We start from the raw sequence: 21,360 nt of genomic DNA on the forward strand, positions 1-21,360 counted from the left end.
GCAGGGCAAGCCGGGCAAGCTGGCCGCCGGTCAAGGCACCGATCGCTCCGGCCAGCCACCACAACCCCATCAGCCGGCTGGTGGCTCCCCGGGGAGCCACCTGGGCGGTGACGGCCAGACCGGCGGTGCCCACGATCAGTTCGGCACAGGACTGGAGCAGATAGATGGCGATCAGCCACACCGCAGACACCGCTCCCGCGGCCGCGCGCCCGGCCGCAACCGTCATCAGCAGGAAGCTTGCGGCGGCTGGCGCCAGCCCGATGGCGAGCTTGGCCGGTACGGACAGACGCTGCCCCGGTCCCGTCCAAACCCGGGCCATCACTGGCGCGATCAGCAGCACGAACAGCGGGTGGAGCGACTGGAACCAGCTAGCTGGCACAGTGAATCCGAACAGCGTTCGGTCGGTGGACCAGGCGGCGAATTGGTTGAGCACCGAATTCCCCTGACTGACCAGAAGAAAGAGCACGGCGGTCGCCAGGAACACCCAGCCATAGCCACGCATCCGTACCCGGTCGGCGGCCGTGACATCCGGGGCTCGCAGGATGCTGCGGGTGTACAGCAGGGGGGCGATCAGTACCAGTACACCGATGACCGCGACAAAATGCTCCACGCGCGCTGTACCGGCGGCCACGTCGGCCACGGTCAGAACGGCCGCGACGGCCAGGCCGATGCCGGTTCGGAGGGTGACGCGCTGCAAGGTGGCTGTATCGGCTGGCCGCCCAGGGGTCCTGCCGACGCCATTGAGATGCATCAGCCCGCGTGAAAAGACGGCTATGCCCACACCCATGCCGACGGCTGCGGCGCCGAACCCCAGGTGCCAGTCGATGCGTTCGCCAAGAAACCCGGTGACCAGCGGCGCCGCCAGCGCGCCCACTTGGATGCTGATGAAGAACACCGAGAAGCCCGCCTCGCGCTGCGCCCCTGCTCCCTTTGGATAGCATCCGCCCAGCAGCGCCGACACATTGGGTTTGAACAGGCCGGTTCCTATCGCGATCAGCGTGATCCCCGGATAAAACGCAGCCTCGGCCGGCAGCGCCAGGCAGAGATGCCCACAGGCGATGAGTACCGCACCGTACAGGACGGCCCGCTGGGCGCCCAGGACGCGGTCGCCGATCCACCCACCGGGCACCGAAGCGACAAATGAGGCCGAAACGTAGAGCCCGACGAGCGCGCCCGCGCTGCCCGCGGGCATGCCGAGTCCTCCGCCGTCCGATGGCGCGCTCGCGTAGAGGAACAGAATCGCCATCATTCCGAAAAAGCTGAAGCGCTCCCACAGGTCAGTCAGGAACAGCGTGCTGAACCAGCGCGGCTGACGCCATGGCCAGAGCGCCTGCGGTGGTGTCATGTAACCCAACTCCCGAGGCTGCGAAGGCCCATCATCAGCGGCGATGCTGGCAGCCCGGGTTCGCGCCGGCTTCGTGTGTCGATAGTGCGCGGATGCAATCGAGGGTCCCCAGCGCTGCTCGATCCGGCCGAGACGGCCGAAGCGAAGTATTCGGCCATGACCGCTCAGGAGACTTCGCACAGCAAGCAGGGGTTACGGTTCCCGTTCCCGCCCCGGCGCCCGGGTGAGCCAGCACCGGAATTCGCCCGGCTGAGGGAAGAGGAACCAGTAGCCGAAGTGGTCTTCCCCACGGGAGACACGGGATGGCTGGTCACCAGCTACGAGGGCAACCGCGCCGTGCTCAACGATGCCCGGTTCAGTCGTGCGCTCACCACCCGCGATGGGGCACCTAGGCTGCAGCCCATCCCTCCCGACCCCGCCTCGCTGTTCAGCATGGACGCGCCGGAACACACACGGCTGCGCAGGCTGGTGTCTCCGGCGTTCGGAAACCGCCGGATCGCCGCGCTGCGACCGGTGATCGAGAAGGAAGTAGACCTTCTCGTGGACGAACTCGTCGCGGCGGGGGCACCCGCCGACCTCGTGTCGGGATTCGCCCGGCGGCTGCCAGTCAACGTCATCTGTGAGCTGCTAGGCGTTCCCGCGGCAGACCGTGAGAGAACCGCCGCCTGGGTGGACGTCCTGCTGAGCCTGACCCGCTTCGCACCCTCCCAGGTGGCCCAGGCGCGGGCCGAACTCAAGGACTACCTGGCGGAACTCATCGCCACCAAGCGGGAATCACCCGCCGACGACCTGTTCAGCGAGCTGATCGCGGCACGCGACGAAGGCGACCTGCTGAGCGAGGACGAGCTGGTCATGATGGGCGCCACGCTACTCACCGGCGGCTTTCTGAGCACGGCCAGCGAGATCGCCCTGTCGTTCCTGTGTCTGTTCCGCCACCCGGAGGAGCTGCGGCGGCTGCGGGAGCAGCCGGAGCTGGTGTCATCGGCCGTGGATGAGTTGCTGCGTTACAACACACTGACCGCCGGCGGCGGGCTGATCAGAATCGCCTCCGAGGAGGTGACGCTCGGCACGGTGACGATCGCCGCCGGCGAGGCCGTGCTGCCCGCGATTTCCTCGGCCAATCGCGATCCGGCGGTGTTCGATGAGCCGGAGCGGTTTGACATCACTCGCGAGGCCAATCCGCACCTCACCTTCGGCCTGGGGATTCACTACTGCTTGGGTGCCCGACTGGCCCGGATGGAGCTGGAGCTCGCCCTGGCTGGAGTGCTGCGCCGACTGCCTGGACTGCTCCCGGCCGCACCGGTGGAGGAGCTGAGCGCACAGCGCGGTCACCTCATGCAGGGCCTCAGCGAACTGCCCGTCAAATGGTGACAAACGGAGCTGCCTGCTCCTTCAACCGCCCACCCCCAGAGGGTTCCACAGCTCTCTAACACTCCACGAAACGGCCTCGACGTTCGCTAGAAGTGCGCACGACGGAGAGATGCGAGGTTCGCAGGCAGGCCGACTGCACTGCCAAGGGGCGGCCACACCTACGGAGGGAGTCCAATGACTGCGGGGCAGCGCCACGCGGCGAAGATCTCTATCGCCGACGTCGTTCCGAACCGGCACAGGGGCGGCGACATCCGTGTCCTGCTCAGCCCAAAAACCGTGGGCTCGACCTCCGGTTTCTTGGGCGTGCTGACACTCGCTCCGGACGAGTACGTCTCCGAGCACTACCACCCCTATTCGGAAGAGTTCCTGTACGTGACGCACGGCCGACTGTCCATGCAGCTCGGATTTGACGACAAAACAAGCCAGGCCGTGGACCTAGGGCCGGGCGACGGCATGGTGGTGCCGATCGCCGTCCGGCACCAGCTGCGCAACACCGGTGATACGGAGGCCCGGGTCGTCTTCCACCTGGCTCCCCTGGCGCCCCGCCCCGAACTGGGGCATGTCGACACCGAGGAACCGCCGCACTCCGACGAGTCCGCCCCGCAGGTCGGAGGAGAGCCCCGATGAACAGGCGCGTGGTCATAACGGGGATGGGCCTGGTCACGCCCGCAGGGGTGGGGGCCAATGCCTTCTGGGAACTTCTCACGGCAGGCCGCACCGCGACCAGGACCATCCGGGCCTTCGACGCCCGCGACTTCCGCTCGCCCATCGCCGCCGAGGTCGACTTCGACCCCCTGCGATGTGGGCTCACGCCCCGGCAGGCGCGGCGAATGGACCGGGCCGCGCAGTTCGCAGTCATCTCCACCCGCGAGGCGCTGGCCGACAGCGGCCTGGATCTACCGGCCGTGGGCCCCGGCAGGATAGGCGTCAGCCTGGGCAGCGCCGTGGGCTGCACGGTCGGTTTGGAGGAGGAGTACGTGGTTCTCAGCGACCATGGCAGGGACTGGGTGCTCGACCCCGGTTACGCAGTGCCGCACCTGTACGACTACATGGCACCCAGCTCCCTGGCCCGCGATGTGGCCTGGGAGTGCGGCGCCGAGGGGCCGGTGCAGTTGGTTTCCAACGGTTGCACCTCGGGGTTGGACGCCGTGGGCTATGGAGCGCAGCTTGTGGCCGAGGGGACGGTGGACATCGCCGTCGCGGGGGCGACCGATGCCCCCATCTCGCCGATCACCGTGGCCTGCTTCGATGCGATCAGGGCCACGAGCCCCAATACGGCGGACCCCGAGCACGCCTCACGCCCCTTCGACCGCGACCGGGACGGATTCGTCCTGGGCGAGGGCGCAGCCGTGCTGGTGCTGGAGGACTTCGAGACTGCGCGGGCGCGTGGTGCCCACATCTACGCCGAGATCGCTGGCTATGCGGCACGCAGCAACGCCTACCACATGACCGGCCTGAAGCCGGACGGCAGGGAAATGGCCGAGGCGATCACAGCAGCCCTCGGCCAGGCGCGACGGAACCCCACGGATGTGGACTACATCAATGCACACGGCTCGGGCACCAAGCAAAACGACCGGCACGAGACGGCAGCATTCAAACGCAGCCTCGGCAGCCGAGCGTACGAAGTTCCGGTGAGCTCAATCAAGTCCATGATCGGCCATTCGCTGGGGGCGATCGGCGCGATCGAAATCGCCGCCTCTGCCTTGTCCTTGGAGCACCAAGTGGTGCCTCCCACCGCGAATTTGCACACCCCGGACCCCGAGTGCGACCTGGACTACGTTCCACTGACTGCCAGAGACCACGCGATGGACACCGTGCTGAGTGTGGGCAGCGGGTTCGGCGGATTCCAGAGCGCGATGGTGCTGGCGTGCCCGCAGGGGACGGCCCGATGACCGACCGCCTGAGAATAACCGGACTGGGCGTTATCGCGCCTAATGGGACAACCACCGAACAGTACTGGTCTGCTGTCCTCGCTGGACGCCACGGCCTCGGGCCGGTCACGAAGTTCGACGCGACGGCCTACCCCGTCGGAATCGCAGGCGAGGTCACCGGCTTCGTCGCCACCGACCACGTTTCAACTCGGCTCACCACGCAGACCGACCACTGGACGCACCTTGGCCTGGTAGCCGCAGACATGGCGCTGAACGACGCCGGGATTGACCCCGCCGCGTACCCCGAGTACGAGATGGCGGTCGTCACGGCCAGTTCGTCTGGCGGAACGGAGTTCGGCCAGAGGGAGATGACGGGGTTGTGGGGCAAGGGGCCCGGCCACGTCGGCGCCTACCAGTCGATCGCCTGGTTTTACGCGGCAACCACAGGACAGCTCTCCATCCGGCACGGCATGCGCGGCCCGAGCGCCGCCCTCGCGACCGAACAAGCCGGCGGCCTGGACGCCATCGCGCAGGCCAGGCGGACCCTGCGGGCCGGCTCCCGGCTCGCACTGGCAGGTGGCACTGACGCCTCCCTGTGCCCGTATGGGCTGGTGGCCCAGATGTCCAACGGCCTACTCAGCCAACGCCGCGACCCCGCCCGCGCCTACACCCCGTTCGACGTCTCCGCCTGCGGCTACGTGCCGGGTGAGGGCGGGGCGATGTTCGTGCTCGAAGCAGGTGATGGGACAGCGCCCTACGGGGAGATCGCCGGATACGCAGCGACCTTCGACCCCTCACCCGACCGGGGCCGGCCCTCCACATTGGCACGAGCGATGGAACTCGCGCTGGTCGACGCTGGGGTGCGCCCCGACGAGGTGGACGTGGTCTACGCCGACGCCCTGGGCACACCTGAAGCGGACCGGATGGAATCCGAGGCCCTGACCTCGCTCTTCGGGCCCCACCAGGTAGCCGTGACTGCACCGAAAACGATGACGGGCCGGCTGTACGCCGGCGGAGCGGCACTCGATGTCGCCACCGCGGCCCTGTCGCTGCGGGACGGCGTCATCCCGCCGACAGTGGGGGTGGCCGAACTCGATCCGGCACATCAACTCGATCTGGTGCGTGACCAGCCTCGAGAGATGCCTTTGCAGATCGCTCTGGTGGTAGCCAGAGGATACGGAGGCTTTAACTCTGCACTTGTTCTCAAGAATGGCTAGAAATCTCCGCAACTCTCATTCTGGAAGAAATGCGGAAACCTATCACGAGCAGCACTAAAAGTACATAGGGCAGCTTGTGGCACTCAGCCACCCGACTGGCTTAAGCTTGGCTAAAGTTCTGCTACGACAGAAGCCTGTCGCACCGTTTCCCTGGAAAGGCGAGACATGCTGGAGTTCAGAGTCCTAGGCGCGCTCGAAGTACTTAATAATGGCCGGTACTGCACCCCCACACCCCCTAAAGTGCTACGCATCCTGGGAGTCCTTCTCCTTCGCGCCAACCGGGTCGTCCCCATCGAGACATTCATCGATGAACTCTGGGGGGATACGCCACCGAGGACCGCCATCACCACCACCCAGACTTACATCTATCAATTACGGAAACATGTTAACGGCCAGCATCCGAATACCCGCGAGGAATTACTGACAACCAAATGGCCGGGCTATTTACTGGAAGTTCCGGAGGGAAGTCTGGACAGCGATGTCTTCGAAAAGCTCAGCACGCGCGGGCGCGCCCAGCTGGATGCGGGGCAGGCGGCCGAAGCCGCCGAAACGCTCCGAGAAGCCCTGGCACTGTGGAAGGACACACCGCTGGCCAGCGTCCCGCAAGGCCACGTCCTCATGGCACACACCTGCAATCTCCAAGAGCAGTGGCTGCGCGCGACTGCACTGCGCATCCAGGCGGACGGGCAGCTCGGACGCCATTCGGAGCTGATTGGAGAGCTGCGCGAACTGGTAACCGAGCACCCGTATAACGAGTGGTTTCACGGGCAGTTGATTACCGCGTTGCACCTGACGGGGCGACGTCGCGACGCTCTGCGCGCCTATCAGCAGGTACGTTCGGCGCTCTACGACGAACTCGGCCTGGAGCCGTCCACACAGCTGCAGCGTTTACAGCGGGAGGTGCTCGCCAGCGGCCAGCGCCCAAGCCCTCAGCCATGCAAGTCCGATGACCTGAGATCCCCCAGGGCGCTTAGCCTTTCCGCGCAACTCTCACCCGCATTTCGTGCACGAGCTCGTTAGGGCTCGCAGAAGAACAACATGCGGACGTTCCGAAGATCTGACCTGCGGTGTCAAGTCTCAGAACCCAATTCACCCCAACAGTGCGAAGGTGGCTCCCGCAGTGAGAGCACCGAGGGCAGTGCCCACTACTACCTGGGCCGTTGTGTGGTCCTTGAGGCTGATGCGTGACCAGCCGACCAGGGCGACGAGTGGGTAAGCGGCGAGGGCCCAAGGGCCGTAGGCCAGGGCGAGCATCGTGAGGGCGCCCGACGAGACGGCGGTGTGGACCGACACTTTCCAGACGGTGGTCAAAGCCAAGATCGCGACAAGGGTGGTGAGCATCGAGATGACCAGGGCGGTCATTTCACGTGGAGCGGCGAACAGGTACATGAGCGTGACGCCGAGGGCGACCGAAGCCATGATGCCGGGAATGACGAGGAGACGGTCCTGGCGACGCCGGACATGGCGGTCTCCCCAGTATCCGCGCCGTTGCCCCCACTTGATCCAGAGAATGGGTATGACGCCGCTGAACAGCGCGGCGAACAGGCCCCAGGCGACACCAGCCGCGCGGTCGGCGTGCCAACCCATGAGGAGGGTAACGGCGATGATCCAGTTCTTCGGTTCGAGGCCGTCGGTGACCAGTTGAGCTGTGCGTCGTCGTGTCGGGACAGTCTCCGACAGGAGGCCGGTCATGGGTGCTCCATGTGATGTGTGCGGGCGAAATCATCGGCGGTGGGCGAGTGGAAGAAAGCGCTGATCCGCATCAAGCGCTGCGTCTCCGTCCCGAAGTACGCTGGCTCCGGAGGGGGTTCAGCCGCATGGTGCCCGGGCGGCACAGCAGGCTGATGCCCCGCCGTCTTGCGGCTCAGCGCTGCGCGTAGCCAGAGAGCTTCCGCCATGGCATCGCCCTCTTCGTTGGGCAGATTGGCAGCGTGTGCAATGTCCTGGGCCTGCTGTTTCAGGTCGGCGTCCGCGTAGGAGGACAGCACCAGAGTGGCGTCACGGATTTCGATGACGGTGCGGTGCAGCCGCAAGCGGGGGTTATGCCGCAGTCCGGTGTCGAGCACGATGCCAGGCACCGCTGTGGTGAGAGAGACCCACAGGGGGTGCAGGTTCTTCGTGGCGCGTGAAGCGCGGACAGTGCGGAACAGGACGCCGAAGGCGGGCAGCGAGTTCCCAATAATGATCAAGAAGATGGCGAGATACTGGATAACGTCTGCGGTTTGGCTGGTACGCACCGGGCTCAGTGGAAATTGGACATGCCAAAGGCCGGCCATCAGATCGGCAGCGCGGAAAAGGGAGTAGAGGACTCCTACAGTGGTTCCTGCGCCCAGGAAGCGGAGGCCGATGCGCAGCGCCCGGGAACCTGCGTGCTGGCTGTAGGCGAGGAACAGCCAGCTGGCGACCGCCATGGCGATACCCAGGTACACGGTGAACGTGAGCGAGTAGGCGGTGGCAGGCCGAGATCCCGCGTACGCCTCGTAGAAGTTGCCGACCGGGATCGGCTGCGGTACTGCGGAGAACAGCACCGTCATGACGACCATGACGCTCAGCGCGATCGCCAGATGGGGTAAGCGGGTTCGCCGTGCCAGCTGAGGGCGGGCCATGGTGAAGACGAAGTCGAGGACCGCTCCGCAGGCCACGATGCCGACGAAATGCTTTGCCGGGACGGCCAGGTTGTTGACGCCGCTGACCGTGTCCAGAGTGTTCTTGGCGAAGGGCAGCGCGAGGGTCGCAGACACAGCAAGGCCGGTAAACGCCAACCACAGGGAGCGCTGACCGGGGACCCGCACGGCAGCGGGCAGACGCCAGAGCGCCACAAGCCACAGCAACGCGGCAATGGCGACCTTCACGAGGGTCATCGGGTGCGCACCGGGTGGCCGAAGGCCTCGCTGAGACGTCCGAGAACACCTGCGGTTTCCGGCGTGGTCGAGCGGGCCTCGTCCGCGCTGGCACGCTCAAGGATCAATGTGGCCAGCATTTCGGCCTCCTCTTCCTGCTCGTTGCCGTAGGTGGTGCGCGCCATCGCGCGGCGGATCAGGGACGGTCCGAGGTCGGGCAACAGGAACATGGCCTCGGGAACGTCGATGGCCAGACGGTGCCCGAACAGCATGTGGGCGGCTTCGTGAAGGGCGATCTGCCGGCGGAGGAGAGCGGGTGCCTTGGGTGCGTAGCAGATGTAGTCGGTGGAGGCCGTAGCAAGCCACAGTCCGCTGAGTGCTTCGGCTCCGAGGGCGGCGGGGAGCGGATGAAGGACGATGGGGCGTTTCCGCTCGTCTGCCAGGACGTCGAGGAAGGCGCGTGTGCTGAAGGGACGTGGAAGTTGCAGTGAGTCCAGAACGATGCTGCAGCGTTCGTGCAGTTGGAGTGGCTCCTCGTGAGGGTTTCCGCCACGTCTGGACAGCCATCTGCGCACGTGTCGCCCCTCACCCCTGGTCTGCCCTGGTCGGGATAGCCCTCCCCAGGGCTGGTCTTTAATCTATGCCAGCCCTACGGCCGACGGTCATGTGGGGCAGTCCGGGTGCTCCAGACTGCTCAGCTGATCAACCATGCTGCTCAGCGCGTGCAGGCTCTGGGGTGACAGCCCGCTGGCGCGCAGTGCGATGTTGCGTACGGTGCCGCTTTTGAGCGCTTGCAGGATCTTGAGCTGCTGGTCAATCCTGTCGGTGACTTCGTCGTTGACGAAGTACTCCGTCGGCACGTCGAAGTAGGCGGCCAGCGCGGCAAGGTGTTTGAGCCGAGGGTTGTCTGCCTCGCCCTTGTGCAGCTTCCAGATGTAGCTGGCGGAGATGACGCGCTCGCCGGCGGCCTTGTCAATTGCCCGGGCGATTTCGTTGTAGGAGGGGGCTACGCCCCCCACGGGTGTGGTGATGGTGATGAGTCGGTCCAGTTTGTCGGCCAGGGACTGCCCTCGCTGAAGCGGTGCGCTGCCCTCAGGGGTGTCCATAGCAGTCACGCTTGCCCCGGGAGGGCGACGCGTGTTTCTGGACAGAAACGCATGCAAAATGGGGAGCTGTGGCCGCGAGGCGAAGCAAGCGCCGGGCACCTCTTCGTGACGAGGTGCCCGGGGAGCGGGCCAGAGAACTTCACCACAGCGCTCCTCCTTGGGGCGTTGATAGTCACTCTGCACAGAGTATCCGTGGTTTCCGGGGCGGCACGGGGCTGAGGTGCGCATGGGCCCGCTGGGTGCACGTCGCACGTGGATGGGGCGCATCAAGCAGCCCTGCATATTTCAGCCACTCGATCATCTTGCGTTTCCGTATGGAAACAGCATGCCTATGATTTGCACGAGAGTGCTGTTGATCGCAGGGCTGGAGCGACGCGTGAGAGCAAGGAGGCGGCTCGCCGTAGGCGGCGTCCTGTTCGGTCGCACAGGGATCAATCCGTCCCAGCCGGTCGCCAGCACACCTCTTGGCACCTCAACTGCCGGGCCCCCGACACGGATCGTCCAACTATGAGCTGTCAACAAGCCGTTCGCGTCCAGCCTCCGGGCTCTGGTCGTGGCGTGAGCTGGCAGCAGCCCGGGACAGTGTCCCCGAACCCTGAGATAGCGAGGTGACCGTGCCCGGCATGGGTCTCACGGAGGACGATCACGGCATGAACACACCTGATCGGATCCGCAGGTCGTCGCACAGAGTCCTCAACGGATGGAGACCAGTGAGCTGTGAGCGTGCTGCGGGACGGCAGCTTGAACACCGTCTGCGCGAGCAGTTGCGCGGCCTTGGTGTGGAGCCGCCCCTCGCGCCCAGGACCTGCGGGCACGACACTCCCGCGGAGGTAGTTGAGATGAGTTAGACGACGAGGCACAAAGCCGCCCCGGCCGCTGGTGTTGACGCACCATGAGCGGCCTTCACATGGCGGGCCAGTCTGCCGACTGGTCCGGGGTAATCGACCGGTTGACGCCGGAAGGTCACCAAATTTTGAGTTCCGCACAAACCTCTCAGCCCCGAAGGGCTTTGTTGCGCCCTCAACGAGGAGGCCCTGTCATTTTGCACGACCTGTTGGTCAATTGCCAACCCACCCCCGTCCACTTTACGTTGGTACAACCCGAAATAGGCGTGCGAGTTGCGTGGAACCCCATGCCGCGCAACGTGCTTCTGGGGCGTACATGAGCACCGCAGAGGCATCCGTCAACAGGCGAGTGCAGGCGGACGTCCGCGCTTCCCCGCCTGCAGAAGGAAGCCCTCTGCCTGAGAAAGGCGCGACCGCCGTGCGGGCTGATGGGCGGGCTCGACGGCAACGAGTGAAGGTACCGATGCGCATCGTGCTCTGCCGGACCTATCCGGATATTGCGTTGGCGACATATGTAAAGGTGCGAGCGTTGGGAGCGAGGCCCGAGGGATGCCAGGCCAGGGCCGCGACAATCGCGGGGTACTTGGGTGTCTCAGCTGCATCCGTGGGACGTGGCCTCAGCGCATTGTCGCGTCCGGCCCCTGACGGTGTAGTTGAAGTCTGCACGGAACGGCGGACCCTGCCTGGCGGCCGGGGCGTGTCAGCAGTCCGCCGCACTCGCCCCGTAAGACGCGCGGAGCCCTTCGTGTGGTTACCAGTGGCGGCAGCGGAGGACCTGACGGCGCGACAGCTGCGTGCATTCGCCCTGATTGCATACGCGCAGACAAGGAAGGCGCCGCTGAGCGAGAGCGAATTGGCAGGCTCGCTGGCGCATCATTCGGGCAAGCGGGCCGGACAGTCCCTTTCAGCGACCGCGGCCGGGCAGATCGTGGACGAACTGGCAGCGGCCCGGTGGGTGACCGTACTGCGACGAGCCGGCGCTCGCGGTCGGCACCAGTACATCGCCCACGACCTTCTACTTGATGTGCCCGCTGCAACCCCTGGAGCAGGGTTACTGACAGCCGCATCAGTCTCCCCACGCTCGGGTTCCGAGCCAGACCGGGACGCGACCAGTTCGCAATCTGATGAGGAAACGGGTTCGCAAGCTAGTGCGGGATCCCTCGCGAATAACGAATCACCTAGGACTGACTCACCTGATGACGGAAGTACTACCTGCTCATCCGCCGTAGGCGAGATACCGGTAGTTTCGCAATCGCCGAGACTCGCCCGGGCTGGTGGTCTCGCGCTGCGCACGGATGAAGGAGTCTCCCCCCGACCTGAACAGCAGCGTGACGACGGCGGCCGCGCCACAGGACGGGCGCGCGGGTCATACACCGGGCCGCCGCTCTCGCTGAGCGCGGAAATCCACGCGGTACTGGAACCGGCCCACTGGCTACTCCCCCAGGTCAACACCTTCGTAGCACGCCGAATCGCCCGTGAGATCGGCCGCCAGCTGCGCGCCGGCACACCTGCGGAGCGCCTCCACCACCGCCTAACCGTCCGCCTCGCGGGCACGATGACGAACGAAATCCGCGACGTGGGCCGGTGGATCCTCGGGGCAGCCCTGCCACGCTGGGGATGCGGTCTCCAGGACTGCGAGAGCGGCACCCTGTGGACCACCGGCAGAACCTGCGAAGTCTGCGCCGAACTCGTCCACGACAAGTACCTGGCGCGCCAACGTGCAATGCGCCTGAAGGATGACCTGTGCCCCGACCACGGGACCCGCCTCGGCCCCACCGACCAGTGCGTCGACTGCGAGCCCGCCCGCACGCCCCCCCGTCCCCACACAGCGCCGGCTGCCGCGCTCCGGCCCCCCGCAGGGCAGCCGCGCAGCAACTGCGGTGAGTGCGGTGCCCGGATCATACTGACCGGGCCGGCCATCAACGACGGACGGTGCAAGCCCTGCCGAACCACCGTCATTGGCACACAGGCTCCCGCAGACGCGCCGGCGGAGCGATGTGCGAGTGCAGCAGATGCTGGTTGGTGCCCCCGGCCCGCGCTGGTGAACCACCGCGTCTGCGCTCGCCACCTGGCCCGGCTACTGGCCAGAGCCGACTCCTGACAGGGGCCCACCTGACCGACTCCATTGAAGTGATGCCGTCCTGGGTCAGTGCTCGGGTCGGTTGCTCAGGAACTGGTTGGCCGCTTCGACTGCTTCTTATGCTGAGCCGTTCTCGTGAGACGCCCCAGCTCTCTTCCCAGTCGTCCAGGTTGATCGTGCAGTGGACGAGGGGCTCCAATTCTTCGGGGTACCCGAGGTCGTAGGCAACGTCTGCCCAGATGAGGTGTGTGCCGGTGGCGGGATCGAGTGCCCCGTCCGCGATCTGGCCGACGATCCAGTAAGCCATCGCCCACTTTGCGGCCCGGGGTTCGGCCAGCCCCTTTTTTGCGGGCTCCAGCCGCATGCTGATGTGCTCGAACGACCGTGGAGTCCACGGATACCACCCAGCTCAGGTCCTCATCCGAGTCTGCCTGGGCCAGCAGCGTGGTAACCACTCGCTCCCAGGTCCCGTCGATCGCCCAGTTCCGCAGACGGCTGTAGGCGCCTTTCCACGAGCCGAAAGTGCCGAAACTTCCGGTCGGCGGTCTCGGCGGTTTCCCAGACGCCTACGAGAGCGAGCCCGCCGGGACGGTTACTCACCGGCCACGGACCCGGTCTGCACACCGTGCACCAGGGCGTGTGCTTCGCCACCGACCGCGGCCGCAGCCTCACCGCCACCACGGGCCTGGCGCACACTCACCAACGGCTGCGAAGCCTGCCCGGCCTGCCGCCCGGGCAGCTCGCTGCGCATCCTCGACGCCACACCGCCGTTCCGCCTTGGCCCCGGGCAGTAACGCCGGAACCGGGCGGACCTGGCAGGGTCGGAACAGAGCCAGGAAGGGGCGCAGGGACATTATTCCCGGAGTCCAGCTCCCGCCCCTGGCATGGAAATGCCAAGTTCAGAGCCCCAGTCTTCTCACTGACAGGGGCTGGAGGGGCTGAACTTCCGGATTATCAATGCTCTTGCGTGCGCAGGTCTGCGTGCGCGCGTGAGGAACACTCCTATAGGCCTTATTTAGGTACGTGAAATCTCTATGCGGGGATAACTGGAAAGTTCAGCCCCTCCAGCCCCTGTCGGGAAAACCGCAGAGCTCTGACCTGCGACGATGCCTGGGATCCTAGGGCTGGGGTTTCCGCCCCTGCGCCTCTTCCTCATGCCCTGGCCCCTTTTCCCGCCCCTGCCCTGCCGGGGACACGGCAGGGCAGGGGGCCGCCGCGCACGATTGCGCTGCCGTCAGGGGCGGGAGGGGCAGAACTTTCTTTACTGGTGAACCTGTGCGCGTGGGGCGCCCCGGCTCACCGTCTTGCCTGCGCTAGGGTCAGTTCCGCAAAAGTGAAAGTTCTGCCCCTCCCGCCCCTGGCGGCGAGTAGGAACGGTTGCTGACCTGCGCATTTCAAACGGCCGCCCCGGCCCCTGAACAGGGGCCGTAGCCGCCGAGTGCGGTCGGCGACCGCCGGACTCGGCGCGGTGGCCACGGCCCACCCCTCCCGAAGGACGCCCATGAGCTCCAGCGACAGCCCCGCAGGCTTCGACGCAGGGCAGGCCGCGCAGCAGATGCTCAATCTGGGCGGGCCGACCCCTGCGGTGCTTCCCCCGCAGAAACGTGAGACACCGACATCCCCCGTACCGGCCACGGCGGGACGTCTACCAGAGGACCTCACGGACCGGGCAAACGCAGAACTCTTCGCGGCGCTGTACAGCGGGAGGTTCCGCTACGTCGTAGGCAACGGCTGGTACGTGTGGGACCACGGCCGCTGGAAGATCCGCGGCGGGGAGAGCGCCGCGATCTGGGCCGCCGGCGACATGGCCGCGCAGATGCCGGTCCACGACGAACTGGCACGTTTCTCCCCCCAGGAGGTCATCAAGCACCGCCGCTACTCCTCCTCGACAAGCGGCGTCAAGGCGATGCTGACGCAGGCCAAGGCCGCACCCGCGCTCGCCCTCGACGCCGAGCAACTCGACGGCGACCCGTACACGCTGTGCACCCCGGCCGGGGTGGTCGACCTGAAGACCGGCGGCATGCGGTCGGCCGACCCGCTGCGTGACTTCAACTCCCGCTGCACCCGGGTCGCCCCCGAGGAGGGGCCCACGCCGCGCTTCCACCGTTTCCTGGCCGACATCTTCGGCGACGACGCGGACGGCAAGGAGATGATCGAGTACCTGCACGTCCTGCTCGGATACTCGATCACCGGGGACGTCGGGGCGCAGGTCCTGCCGTTCTGCCACGGTCTCGGGGCGAACGGCAAGAGCGTGCTGCTCGACACCACCATCCAGGTCCTCGGGGACTACGCGCACGCGGCGCCGCCGGGCTTCCTGATGGACCGCGGCGGGTACACCGAGCACTCGACGGAGCTGACCGAGCTGTACGGCCGCCGGCTGGTGGTGTGCAGCGAGCTGAAGGCCACCGACAAGTTCAACGAGGCCCGGGTAAAGGCGCTCACCGGTGGAGACATGGTCACAGCCCGCCGGATGCGGCAGGACTACTTCACCTTCACCCCCACCCACCATCTGTGGCTCCTGGGCAACCACCACCCGGAGGTCGCCACCGGCGGCCACGCCTTCTGGCGCCGGCTCAGGCTGATCCCCTTCGTGCGGAAAATCCCGGACGCCAAGAAGATCGACAACCTGGCCAGCATCCTCGTGGAGGAAGAGGGCCCCGGCATCCTCGCCTGGCTCATCGAGGGCGCCCGCCGCTTCCTGGCCACCCGCGACCCCTCCCGGATCCGGGACAACCTCGCCGGCCCTGCCGGGGTGCGCACCGCGACCGCAACGTACGCGGTCACCGAGAACCACATCGGCCGCTTCCTCGCCGACTGCTGCCTGCAGGACGAGGAGATGCGGGTGCAGCAGACCGCCCTGTACGGGGTGTACTTGCGGTGGTGCACCGAGGAAGGGGCCCGCCCTGCCGGGTCGCGGTCCTTCGCCACCCGGGTGCGCGCCGAGCTGGGCTTGAAGTCACCCAACGAGATGATCAAGTCCAACGGCGACCGGTACTACCCCGGACTCGGGCTGGCCGACGACAGCGCCCGCTAGGCCCGCAGGCAAGGCGCCCGTCCCGCCCGCGGAGGCTGCGGGTAGCCACTCGCAGCACAGACGCCCCCCTTTAGACTGCTTGGAAAGGACGCCCGCAGGGTGAAACAGGCACGCCACGCCGACCCGACCGAAACGAGAGGCAGGGACGCATGAGCTCGCTACTCACCGACGCGGACGTCGCGGGGGAAGCCGCCATCGTCTGGCTGGAGGACATCGAAGGGCTGGAGTACGTGCGCCAGGCCGTCCACGGCACCCCCCGCCGCCAGGGGCGACCCTCGTTCGACGGCCTCGGCCGACTGGTGGGCTACGCCGAACTCGCGGCTCCCGTGGAACGTGACCCCGAGACCAGCTACTTCCACCGCCGGGTCTTCTACCTCTTCCCCCACGACCGGGACACCGCCCCCGACGGCGACTACCGGGCGGGAGCACCCGGCGAGGCAGTCGACCCGCAGACGGTGGACATCTGCCACGTCGGCCGCAAGACCGACCGATCTCAGGGACGGATAGCTGCCGCACGCGCGTGAAGTGGGCAGGGCCGTCCGGCAGGCCGGCTGGGCGGAATCCATGGTTCTTGTTCTACCCGCACCTGCTGGCCTGGCAGCTCACCCAACTGCCCGACGGCAAGCAGGTGCTGCCGGTGATCCTGCTGGACACCTTCGAGGACATCGGCGACCGCACCCACCGCGACCTCGAACGCCTCCTGCAGCGCCTGGTCTGGCTGATGCCGAACGCGTTCTTCGTCGTGACCGGCCGCAACCGGCTGCAATGGGCCGACGCCGCACTCGAACGGCAGCTCGACTACACCGGCTCGCACGCCTGGCCCGGACTCGCCGCCCACGACATCCCGCTCCCCCGCCCCGCCGCCGGTGCGACCCGCGGCCGGCAGATTCTGGTCGGGGACTTCAGCCCTGAGGACTGCGAGGACTACCTCGCCCGCCGCCTGGCCACGTCCGGCGGCTGGCCCCTGCTGCACCCCGACCTGCGCGCCGCGATCGCCGCCCGCTCACACGTGTACCTGGACCTCGCGATCATGCGGGTCCTGGAAATCCGCCGTACAACGCATCGGGCTGCCGAACCCGCCGACTTCGACGGCGGGTTCCCCGCCCTGATCTCCCACACCCTGCAAGACCTCACCCCGGACGAACGGCACACCCTGCGCGCCGCCGCCCTCTTCGGCGCCTTCGACACCGGCCTGATCGTCCAGACAGCCGCCCTCCCCCACGTAGCCCCCGCCTGCCGGCTGCTGGAACACCCCTTCATCCACGACAACCCGTTCGGCCTGTGGCCGTACTACCTGCACGCCCTGATCCGCTCCACCCTGCGTACCGCCCCCGACGCCACCGACGACCAGTTGAGCCCGGCTTACTGAGACCAGGTCGCCACACGCGCCCTGACCGCACTGGGCACCCAGTGGCAGACCCGTACCTGCTACTGCTCGAAGCAGCACCAGTTGGCCCCGCCTTGCACCACAAGTACGTGCGGTCCGCCGTGGTGACCTGCAGAAGCCGTCTCATACCCTCAATGGTCTTGCGAGCGACGCGTGTTGTCGCCATACTCGGAGCAGATTCGGCGTGCCCAAAAGCCGCCGGGCCATGACAGGGTAAGGAACTGGGTTCCTTGCCCTTTTTCCATGTCCGGACTCGACCGGCTCTGCCCACTGCGTCGGCAGTTGTCGCGGGGCGGCTCCAGCAGGGGGGCTCCGTGCCCCGAGGCTGTCCCGTCCGGGACTGTCCGTGTGGAGGGCCCTCCGTGCCTCTCAACTTCTTTGCATTTGGCTCCTGTTACTGCAAAGATGGAGGGCGTCTTCGGCGTGCCAGAAACCCGCCGGACAAGAACAGGGTGAAGGAACTGAGTTCCTCGCCCTTTTTTCATGCCCACACGTGTCCGGCTCCCGTACGGGAGCCGACGGCGCTCCCCCCCTCAACCAGGCCCCGTTCCTTTCGGACGGGGCCTTCTTCATGCCCAAAAACATCCGCACCAGCTGAAAGGCACGTCCATGCACCCCGATTTCGCGCACGACGAAGCAGCAGCAGCCCTCTTCCGCTACCTGCGAGGAGACCGACCCGACCTCGCCGGGACACCTCCGACCCCTGCCCATATGCCTCAGCGGCCGACTCGTCAGTTGTCCCCCGCCGAGATCGCCCGCGCGCACGGACTCCACCTCGGACTCGACCTGCCCCCGCAGCGCCGTCGCCCTGTTGCCCGCCGGCACCACGGACGCCCGGCACACCCCGCCACGGAGAGCCTCGCCGCCTTCGTCTTCCGCCACGTACTGGAGTCCTTGCCCCGGCACAGCCGAGCGCAGGCCTGGGCCTTCGCACAGCACTGGTGCCAGGTCGTCACAGAGCCACAGGACTTCCTCCGCTGGTCCTCTGTCACCGGATTGCGGCGGCCGGACGCCGCGCGCGAACTGCTCGCCCACCCCTTCACCCCGGAAGCCATGGAAGGAACGAAGACCGGCGGCATCCCCGTGCGCAGCCGACTGCGCAACGGAGAGGACGTCGAAGCGGTTATCGCCGCGCTCTACCGTGCTGCGACGCTGAAAAGCCTCCGCCGGTAACACCGGAAGCCGGGGCGGCAGGCCTTCGCGAGGCCCGTCCGTACGTCCCCGCCACTCCTGACAAGCGCCCAAGGGCCCGGGGGTGCACAGCCGACCGACCTCGTTCAGACGGGAGCCGGCGCGCGGCCGGGCCCCACCGCCGCGCGCTGCAACCAGCCCATGCGTGAAGTCCTTCTGCTTGCCCTGCCCGAGTTCCTCGGAGGCACCGCCAGCATCGTTGTCGTCGCCGCGACCTCGTGGACGCTGAAACGGCTCCGCCACCGCACTCCCGACCTCCCGCCGACGCCGCCGAACCGCGCAGAGGATGGTCGCCCGCCATCCGCCTGAAAGCCTGCCCCCGCTCGGCCCACAGTTCTTTTGGCCAACGGCAGATTGTGCTGCCCGGGGGAAGTCAGCCCGGGACAACACGCTGGCCCCTCCGGTTTGTTGTAAGGGGGCCTTCAGGTACGAGGGCTGCCATGGGAGCCGCTCGCCAATCAACGGGAAACTCTCCGGGGTTCACTTTCAGGGGGTGAGGTCCAGCACGCGGACTGCAGTGTCTGCCCAGCGTTTTGGCACCGTTGTGGCAATGACGGCGCCGTCGGGTCGGTCGGGGTTGGGCTGGGCTGCGTACTGGCTGTGCGCGGCCGCCCATGTCTCCCGCCGGGCCAGGTCAGGGGCGGCGGCCAGGTCGAGATCCAGCACGGTGATCCCGGTCATCGCGGCGAGGTGTTCGGCGGTACCCGGGCGGGCCCGATCCGCTCTAACGAGGACGCAGGCCGGGGCGCGGTGAATGAGCCGGGAGGGGAGGCTGTTGCCCTGGCCGACGGCGGCCATCGCGCTCTCGTCCAGGACGATCGTCCCGTACCGAAGCGCCCCAGCCCACCCGGGCTGGGGCGCTTCGGTGTGCCGGCGGTCAGCGGGGCTTGTGCTCGATGTGGTAGATCTGCGCGATCTGCTCATCGGTGTTGATGGAGAGGACGACTTCGACCAGGGGTCGGATCAGGACGCGGTGGATGCCGTCGTCGATGAGCCAGGGTTCGGTGGCACCGATGGGGTCAGTCATGACATCGAAGAGCGCCATGGTGAGTTGCTGACTGGCATCGTCGGGGAAGCGTCCCACAGGGCTTTACGCGGCGCATCGCAGAGGATCCGGTACACACGTTTCAGCGTGTCAGGTCAGGCCGCGCCTCGGGTCCGGATTCGGGCAGCTTCCTCAAGGATCTGGGCGGTGACGTCGATCCACTCGCCGGGGGGGGCTTCGCCTCGGGCTTCGGCAGCGGAAATTTCGCGTCCGCGTTCGATGGCCGCAAGGGTGTCCTTGGCGGTGTTCTGCCACTTGCCGAAGACCTGGAGTAGTTCGTCGGCGGGCGCGCGGTTGATATCACTGAGGAAGCGTTGGGTGACCCGTGGGCTCTCGAGGGCTTCGCTGATGCGCTCGATAGTCCACGGCGTTTCAGACACGGCCAGCCTCCCAGGTGAGCTACAAGCTGAGCTTCAGGTTCAGGTTCAGCGTAGGGCACTTGAGTGGATGTCCAAGATGAACTTGTCATCTTCCCACCGTTTCCAGCGAGAGCTGTTCGTTCTCACCGCTTGGCGGATGGGTCAGGGGAACCGCTTGGCGAGCACAGTGAACTGGGATATCACGTGAGGCGGGGCCGACTGGAACATTCCAGTCGGGTCCGTCCGGCAGGGAACGTCCCCCGGAGCGCGGTTTCCGAAGTTTTCGGAAGTGCTACCACGCCTGAACGTTGAGGTGTGGTGCACGAAGTCCGACCACCTACCGCGTTCGGTATGTGGTCCTGAGCAGTGTTTGACGCCCAACGCTGCTGCCTCTGCTGTCACCGGGCATGGCCCTCGATGCTCGCAAGTTCCGCAGGCACATTTTCGCAGGGTCCGGTGCTTCGATAGTTGTCCACGCACCCGGGGTGCGAGTGGCCGACGGGGCACTGCGCGCGGGAGCAGATGCTCGGCAGCGCGTACAGCGACGGCGACCTGGTGGCCCGCTACGGCATAAACCTCCCGCGACGAACTGGCCCCCTTGATCAAGCAGGCCGCGCAGGCCGCCGGGCTGAACGTGAACGCGTACGTGGTGCACGCCGCCCACCGCGCCGCGCCCCTGGACGCAGCCCGGCAGCTCGCCGATCTCGGACTCGGCCAGAACCTCGCGGGCGAGGGCGACACTCTGTGACTTCGGAGATCAAGCGCGGGGAGATCTGGGCGCTGTCCGACGGCCGCGACGTCCTGGTCGTCTCCCTCACCGGCCTGGACGACGCGTACGGAGCGGTCCTCGCGATCGTGCTCCACCCGCCCGGCCGGTACCCCGACACCGCCATGTCCGTCGTCATCGACACCCCGCTCCCCTGCACCGCCGTCGCGGTCAACCTGCAGCAACTGCGTACCGCACGCTTCACCGACGCCACCCGACGCGGCAACATCGACCCCGCCCTGATGTCCCGCGTCGACCAGGCGCTCCGCGCCGTCCTCGACCTGTGATCGTCCATCCGTCCGCGTGGCCGGGCTCTTGCTGAGGCCGGGCCGCCACCTGAAGGTGACGGCCCGCCGCTGCTTGGCCGGCCCGGCTGATATTCCTCTGCGGCCTGGGCGCGCTCGCTCGAGCCGTCGACGGTCTCCCTGTCGGCCAAAGGCTCGCCTACGAACCCAAGTTATGGACAGGATCAAGGGTCCGGTGTCCGTTACGAGAGGCCGAGCTTCACAGGCTGTTGACGGCCGTGTGGGCTGCTGCGATGAACTCTTCCAGCCGCAGTCGAAAGCGTTCCTGTGCCTCATCGAAGCTCTCGCGTGCCTTCGGCTCGCCCTGGGAAACACGCCACAGCTCTGAGTTCGCCTCCGCGGCTGCTTCCAGTACGCGACGAGCTGCCTGGGCGACCTTTTCGGGCCCTTCCAGAACAATGACCCGGACACAGCGCATGAGCGGATCAAAGCTGTTGCGCAGCTGCGTTCGGATTCTTTCGACGTGCTGCAACTGTTCGCCTGCGCTGGACTGGTATGAGTCGCCCTGAGGTGCCTCGAAGTTCCCGGACAGGTACTTGACCGTTGAATTTACGCGACGAGTCGCAACTGCTCGTGGTCAGCGTGGACTTCACGGGGT

General features: G+C 66.8%; 21 protein-coding genes and 1 pseudogene. 11 read left to right on the forward strand and 11 right to left on the reverse strand.

What is annotated here, in order from left to right; translation table 11 throughout:
- Positions 1 to 1,345 (reverse strand): peptide MFS transporter (locus ACZ5PB_RS42750; RefSeq protein WP_468699080.1); only part of this gene is annotated, 1,345 nt, incomplete at its 3' end.
- Positions 1,346 to 1,501: 156 nt separating this feature from the next.
- Between ACZ5PB_RS42750 and ACZ5PB_RS42755 the strand changes: the two genes are divergently transcribed.
- The 5 genes from ACZ5PB_RS42755 to ACZ5PB_RS42775 all read left to right on the forward strand — a co-directional run bounded on the left by ACZ5PB_RS42755 (position 1,502) and on the right by ACZ5PB_RS42775 (position 6,824).
- A complete protein-coding gene (locus tag ACZ5PB_RS42755; RefSeq protein WP_468699082.1) occupies positions 1,502 to 2,716 on the forward strand; it encodes a cytochrome P450 in 1,215 nt (404 codons plus the stop codon).
- 174 nt (positions 2,717 to 2,890) lie between these two features.
- Positions 2,891 to 3,343: a cupin domain-containing protein gene (locus tag ACZ5PB_RS42760; RefSeq protein ID WP_468699083.1), complete on the forward strand. Its 453-nt coding sequence runs from the start codon at positions 2,891 to 2,893 to the stop codon at positions 3,341 to 3,343.
- Positions 3,340 to 4,608, forward strand: coding sequence for a beta-ketoacyl-[acyl-carrier-protein] synthase family protein (locus ACZ5PB_RS42765; RefSeq protein WP_468699085.1), 1,269 nt, complete (start codon positions 3,340 to 3,342; stop codon positions 4,606 to 4,608). The genes ACZ5PB_RS42760 and ACZ5PB_RS42765 overlap by 4 nt, the downstream gene beginning before the upstream one ends.
- Positions 4,605 to 5,804 carry a ketosynthase chain-length factor gene (locus tag ACZ5PB_RS42770; RefSeq protein ID WP_468699087.1) on the forward strand — a complete coding sequence of 400 codons (1,200 nt, stop codon included), beginning with the start codon at positions 4,605 to 4,607 and terminating at the stop codon, positions 5,802 to 5,804. The genes ACZ5PB_RS42765 and ACZ5PB_RS42770 overlap by 4 nt, the downstream gene beginning before the upstream one ends.
- A gap of 165 nt (positions 5,805 to 5,969) precedes the next feature.
- Positions 5,970 to 6,824 carry an AfsR/SARP family transcriptional regulator gene (locus tag ACZ5PB_RS42775; protein ID WP_468699088.1) on the forward strand — a complete coding sequence of 285 codons (855 nt, stop codon included), beginning with the start codon at positions 5,970 to 5,972 and terminating at the stop codon, positions 6,822 to 6,824.
- 69 nt (positions 6,825 to 6,893) lie between these two features.
- Here the strand turns inward: ACZ5PB_RS42775 and ACZ5PB_RS42780 are convergent, their stop codons facing one another.
- From ACZ5PB_RS42780 to ACZ5PB_RS42805, 6 genes and pseudogenes are all read right to left on the reverse strand, one after another.
- Positions 6,894 to 7,496, reverse strand: a complete 603-nt coding sequence (locus ACZ5PB_RS42780) for a hypothetical protein (RefSeq protein ID WP_468699089.1) — start codon at positions 7,494 to 7,496, stop codon at positions 6,894 to 6,896.
- A complete protein-coding gene (locus ACZ5PB_RS42785) occupies positions 7,493 to 8,665 on the reverse strand; it encodes an MAB_1171c family putative transporter (RefSeq protein ID WP_468699091.1) in 1,173 nt (390 codons plus the stop codon). The genes ACZ5PB_RS42780 and ACZ5PB_RS42785 overlap by 4 nt, the downstream gene beginning before the upstream one ends.
- Positions 8,662 to 9,219: a hypothetical protein gene (locus ACZ5PB_RS42790; RefSeq protein WP_468699092.1), complete on the reverse strand. Its 558-nt coding sequence runs from the start codon at positions 9,217 to 9,219 to the stop codon at positions 8,662 to 8,664. Before ACZ5PB_RS42790 ends, ACZ5PB_RS42785 begins: the two co-directional genes overlap by 4 nt.
- 87 nt (positions 9,220 to 9,306) lie before the next feature.
- Entirely contained in the window at positions 9,307 to 9,750 is a 444-nt protein-coding gene (locus tag ACZ5PB_RS42795) for a helix-turn-helix domain-containing protein (RefSeq protein ID WP_468699094.1), read from the reverse strand.
- A 3,260-nt stretch (positions 9,751 to 13,010) separates the two neighbouring features.
- Positions 13,011 to 13,196 (reverse strand): annotated as a pseudogene (locus tag ACZ5PB_RS42800) (IS5/IS1182 family transposase); the annotation flags it as partial.
- A gap of 71 nt (positions 13,197 to 13,267) precedes the next feature.
- Positions 13,268 to 13,426 carry a hypothetical protein gene (locus ACZ5PB_RS42805; RefSeq protein WP_468699095.1) on the reverse strand — a complete coding sequence of 53 codons (159 nt, stop codon included), beginning with the start codon at positions 13,424 to 13,426 and terminating at the stop codon, positions 13,268 to 13,270.
- Positions 13,427 to 14,176: 750 nt separating this feature from the next.
- Between ACZ5PB_RS42805 and ACZ5PB_RS42810 the strand changes: the two genes are divergently transcribed.
- The 4 genes from ACZ5PB_RS42810 to ACZ5PB_RS42825 all read left to right on the forward strand — a co-directional run bounded on the left by ACZ5PB_RS42810 (position 14,177) and on the right by ACZ5PB_RS42825 (position 18,269).
- Positions 14,177 to 15,709 (forward strand): DNA primase family protein, encoded by a 1,533-nt coding sequence (locus ACZ5PB_RS42810; protein WP_468699096.1) that lies wholly within the window; start codon positions 14,177 to 14,179, stop codon positions 15,707 to 15,709.
- A 149-nt stretch (positions 15,710 to 15,858) separates the two neighbouring features.
- Positions 15,859 to 16,233: a DUF6009 family protein gene (locus tag ACZ5PB_RS42815; protein WP_468699099.1), complete on the forward strand. Its 375-nt coding sequence runs from the start codon at positions 15,859 to 15,861 to the stop codon at positions 16,231 to 16,233.
- Positions 16,234 to 16,280: 47 nt separating this feature from the next.
- Positions 16,281 to 17,078: a hypothetical protein gene (locus tag ACZ5PB_RS42820; RefSeq protein WP_468699100.1), complete on the forward strand. Its 798-nt coding sequence runs from the start codon at positions 16,281 to 16,283 to the stop codon at positions 17,076 to 17,078.
- Between the two features lie 627 nt (positions 17,079 to 17,705).
- Positions 17,706 to 18,269 (forward strand): hypothetical protein, encoded by a 564-nt coding sequence (locus ACZ5PB_RS42825; RefSeq protein WP_468699102.1) that lies wholly within the window; start codon positions 17,706 to 17,708, stop codon positions 18,267 to 18,269.
- A 504-nt stretch (positions 18,270 to 18,773) separates the two neighbouring features.
- On the opposite strand, the gene ACZ5PB_RS42830 is transcribed toward ACZ5PB_RS42825, so the two are convergent.
- The 3 genes from ACZ5PB_RS42830 to ACZ5PB_RS42840 all read right to left on the reverse strand — a co-directional run bounded on the left by ACZ5PB_RS42830 (position 18,774) and on the right by ACZ5PB_RS42840 (position 19,712).
- Complete coding sequence (locus ACZ5PB_RS42830) at positions 18,774 to 19,085, reverse strand: PIN domain-containing protein (RefSeq protein WP_468699104.1); 312 nt, start codon at positions 19,083 to 19,085, stop codon at positions 18,774 to 18,776.
- A gap of 79 nt (positions 19,086 to 19,164) precedes the next feature.
- A complete protein-coding gene (locus ACZ5PB_RS42835) occupies positions 19,165 to 19,314 on the reverse strand; it encodes a hypothetical protein (RefSeq protein WP_468699106.1) in 150 nt (49 codons plus the stop codon).
- A gap of 113 nt (positions 19,315 to 19,427) precedes the next feature.
- Complete coding sequence (locus ACZ5PB_RS42840) at positions 19,428 to 19,712, reverse strand: hypothetical protein (protein WP_468699107.1); 285 nt, start codon at positions 19,710 to 19,712, stop codon at positions 19,428 to 19,430.
- 577 nt (positions 19,713 to 20,289) lie between these two features.
- Between ACZ5PB_RS42840 and ACZ5PB_RS42845 the strand changes: the two genes are divergently transcribed.
- Together ACZ5PB_RS42845 and ACZ5PB_RS42850 are read left to right on the forward strand one after the other, a co-directional pair.
- Positions 20,290 to 20,439 (forward strand): toxin-antitoxin system HicB family antitoxin, encoded by a 150-nt coding sequence (locus tag ACZ5PB_RS42845; RefSeq protein ID WP_468699109.1) that lies wholly within the window; start codon positions 20,290 to 20,292, stop codon positions 20,437 to 20,439.
- On the forward strand, positions 20,436 to 20,744 hold the full coding sequence (locus tag ACZ5PB_RS42850) for a hypothetical protein (RefSeq protein WP_468699110.1): 309 nt from the start codon (positions 20,436 to 20,438) through the stop codon (positions 20,742 to 20,744). The genes ACZ5PB_RS42845 and ACZ5PB_RS42850 overlap by 4 nt, the downstream gene beginning before the upstream one ends.
- Before the next feature lie 217 nt (positions 20,745 to 20,961).
- On the opposite strand, the gene ACZ5PB_RS42855 is transcribed toward ACZ5PB_RS42850, so the two are convergent.
- Positions 20,962 to 21,234 (reverse strand): hypothetical protein, encoded by a 273-nt coding sequence (locus ACZ5PB_RS42855; RefSeq protein ID WP_468699112.1) that lies wholly within the window; start codon positions 21,232 to 21,234, stop codon positions 20,962 to 20,964.
- Between the last annotated feature and the right edge of the window lie 126 nt (positions 21,235 to 21,360).

The organism is Streptomyces sp. NPDC032721 (assembly GCF_055579625.1).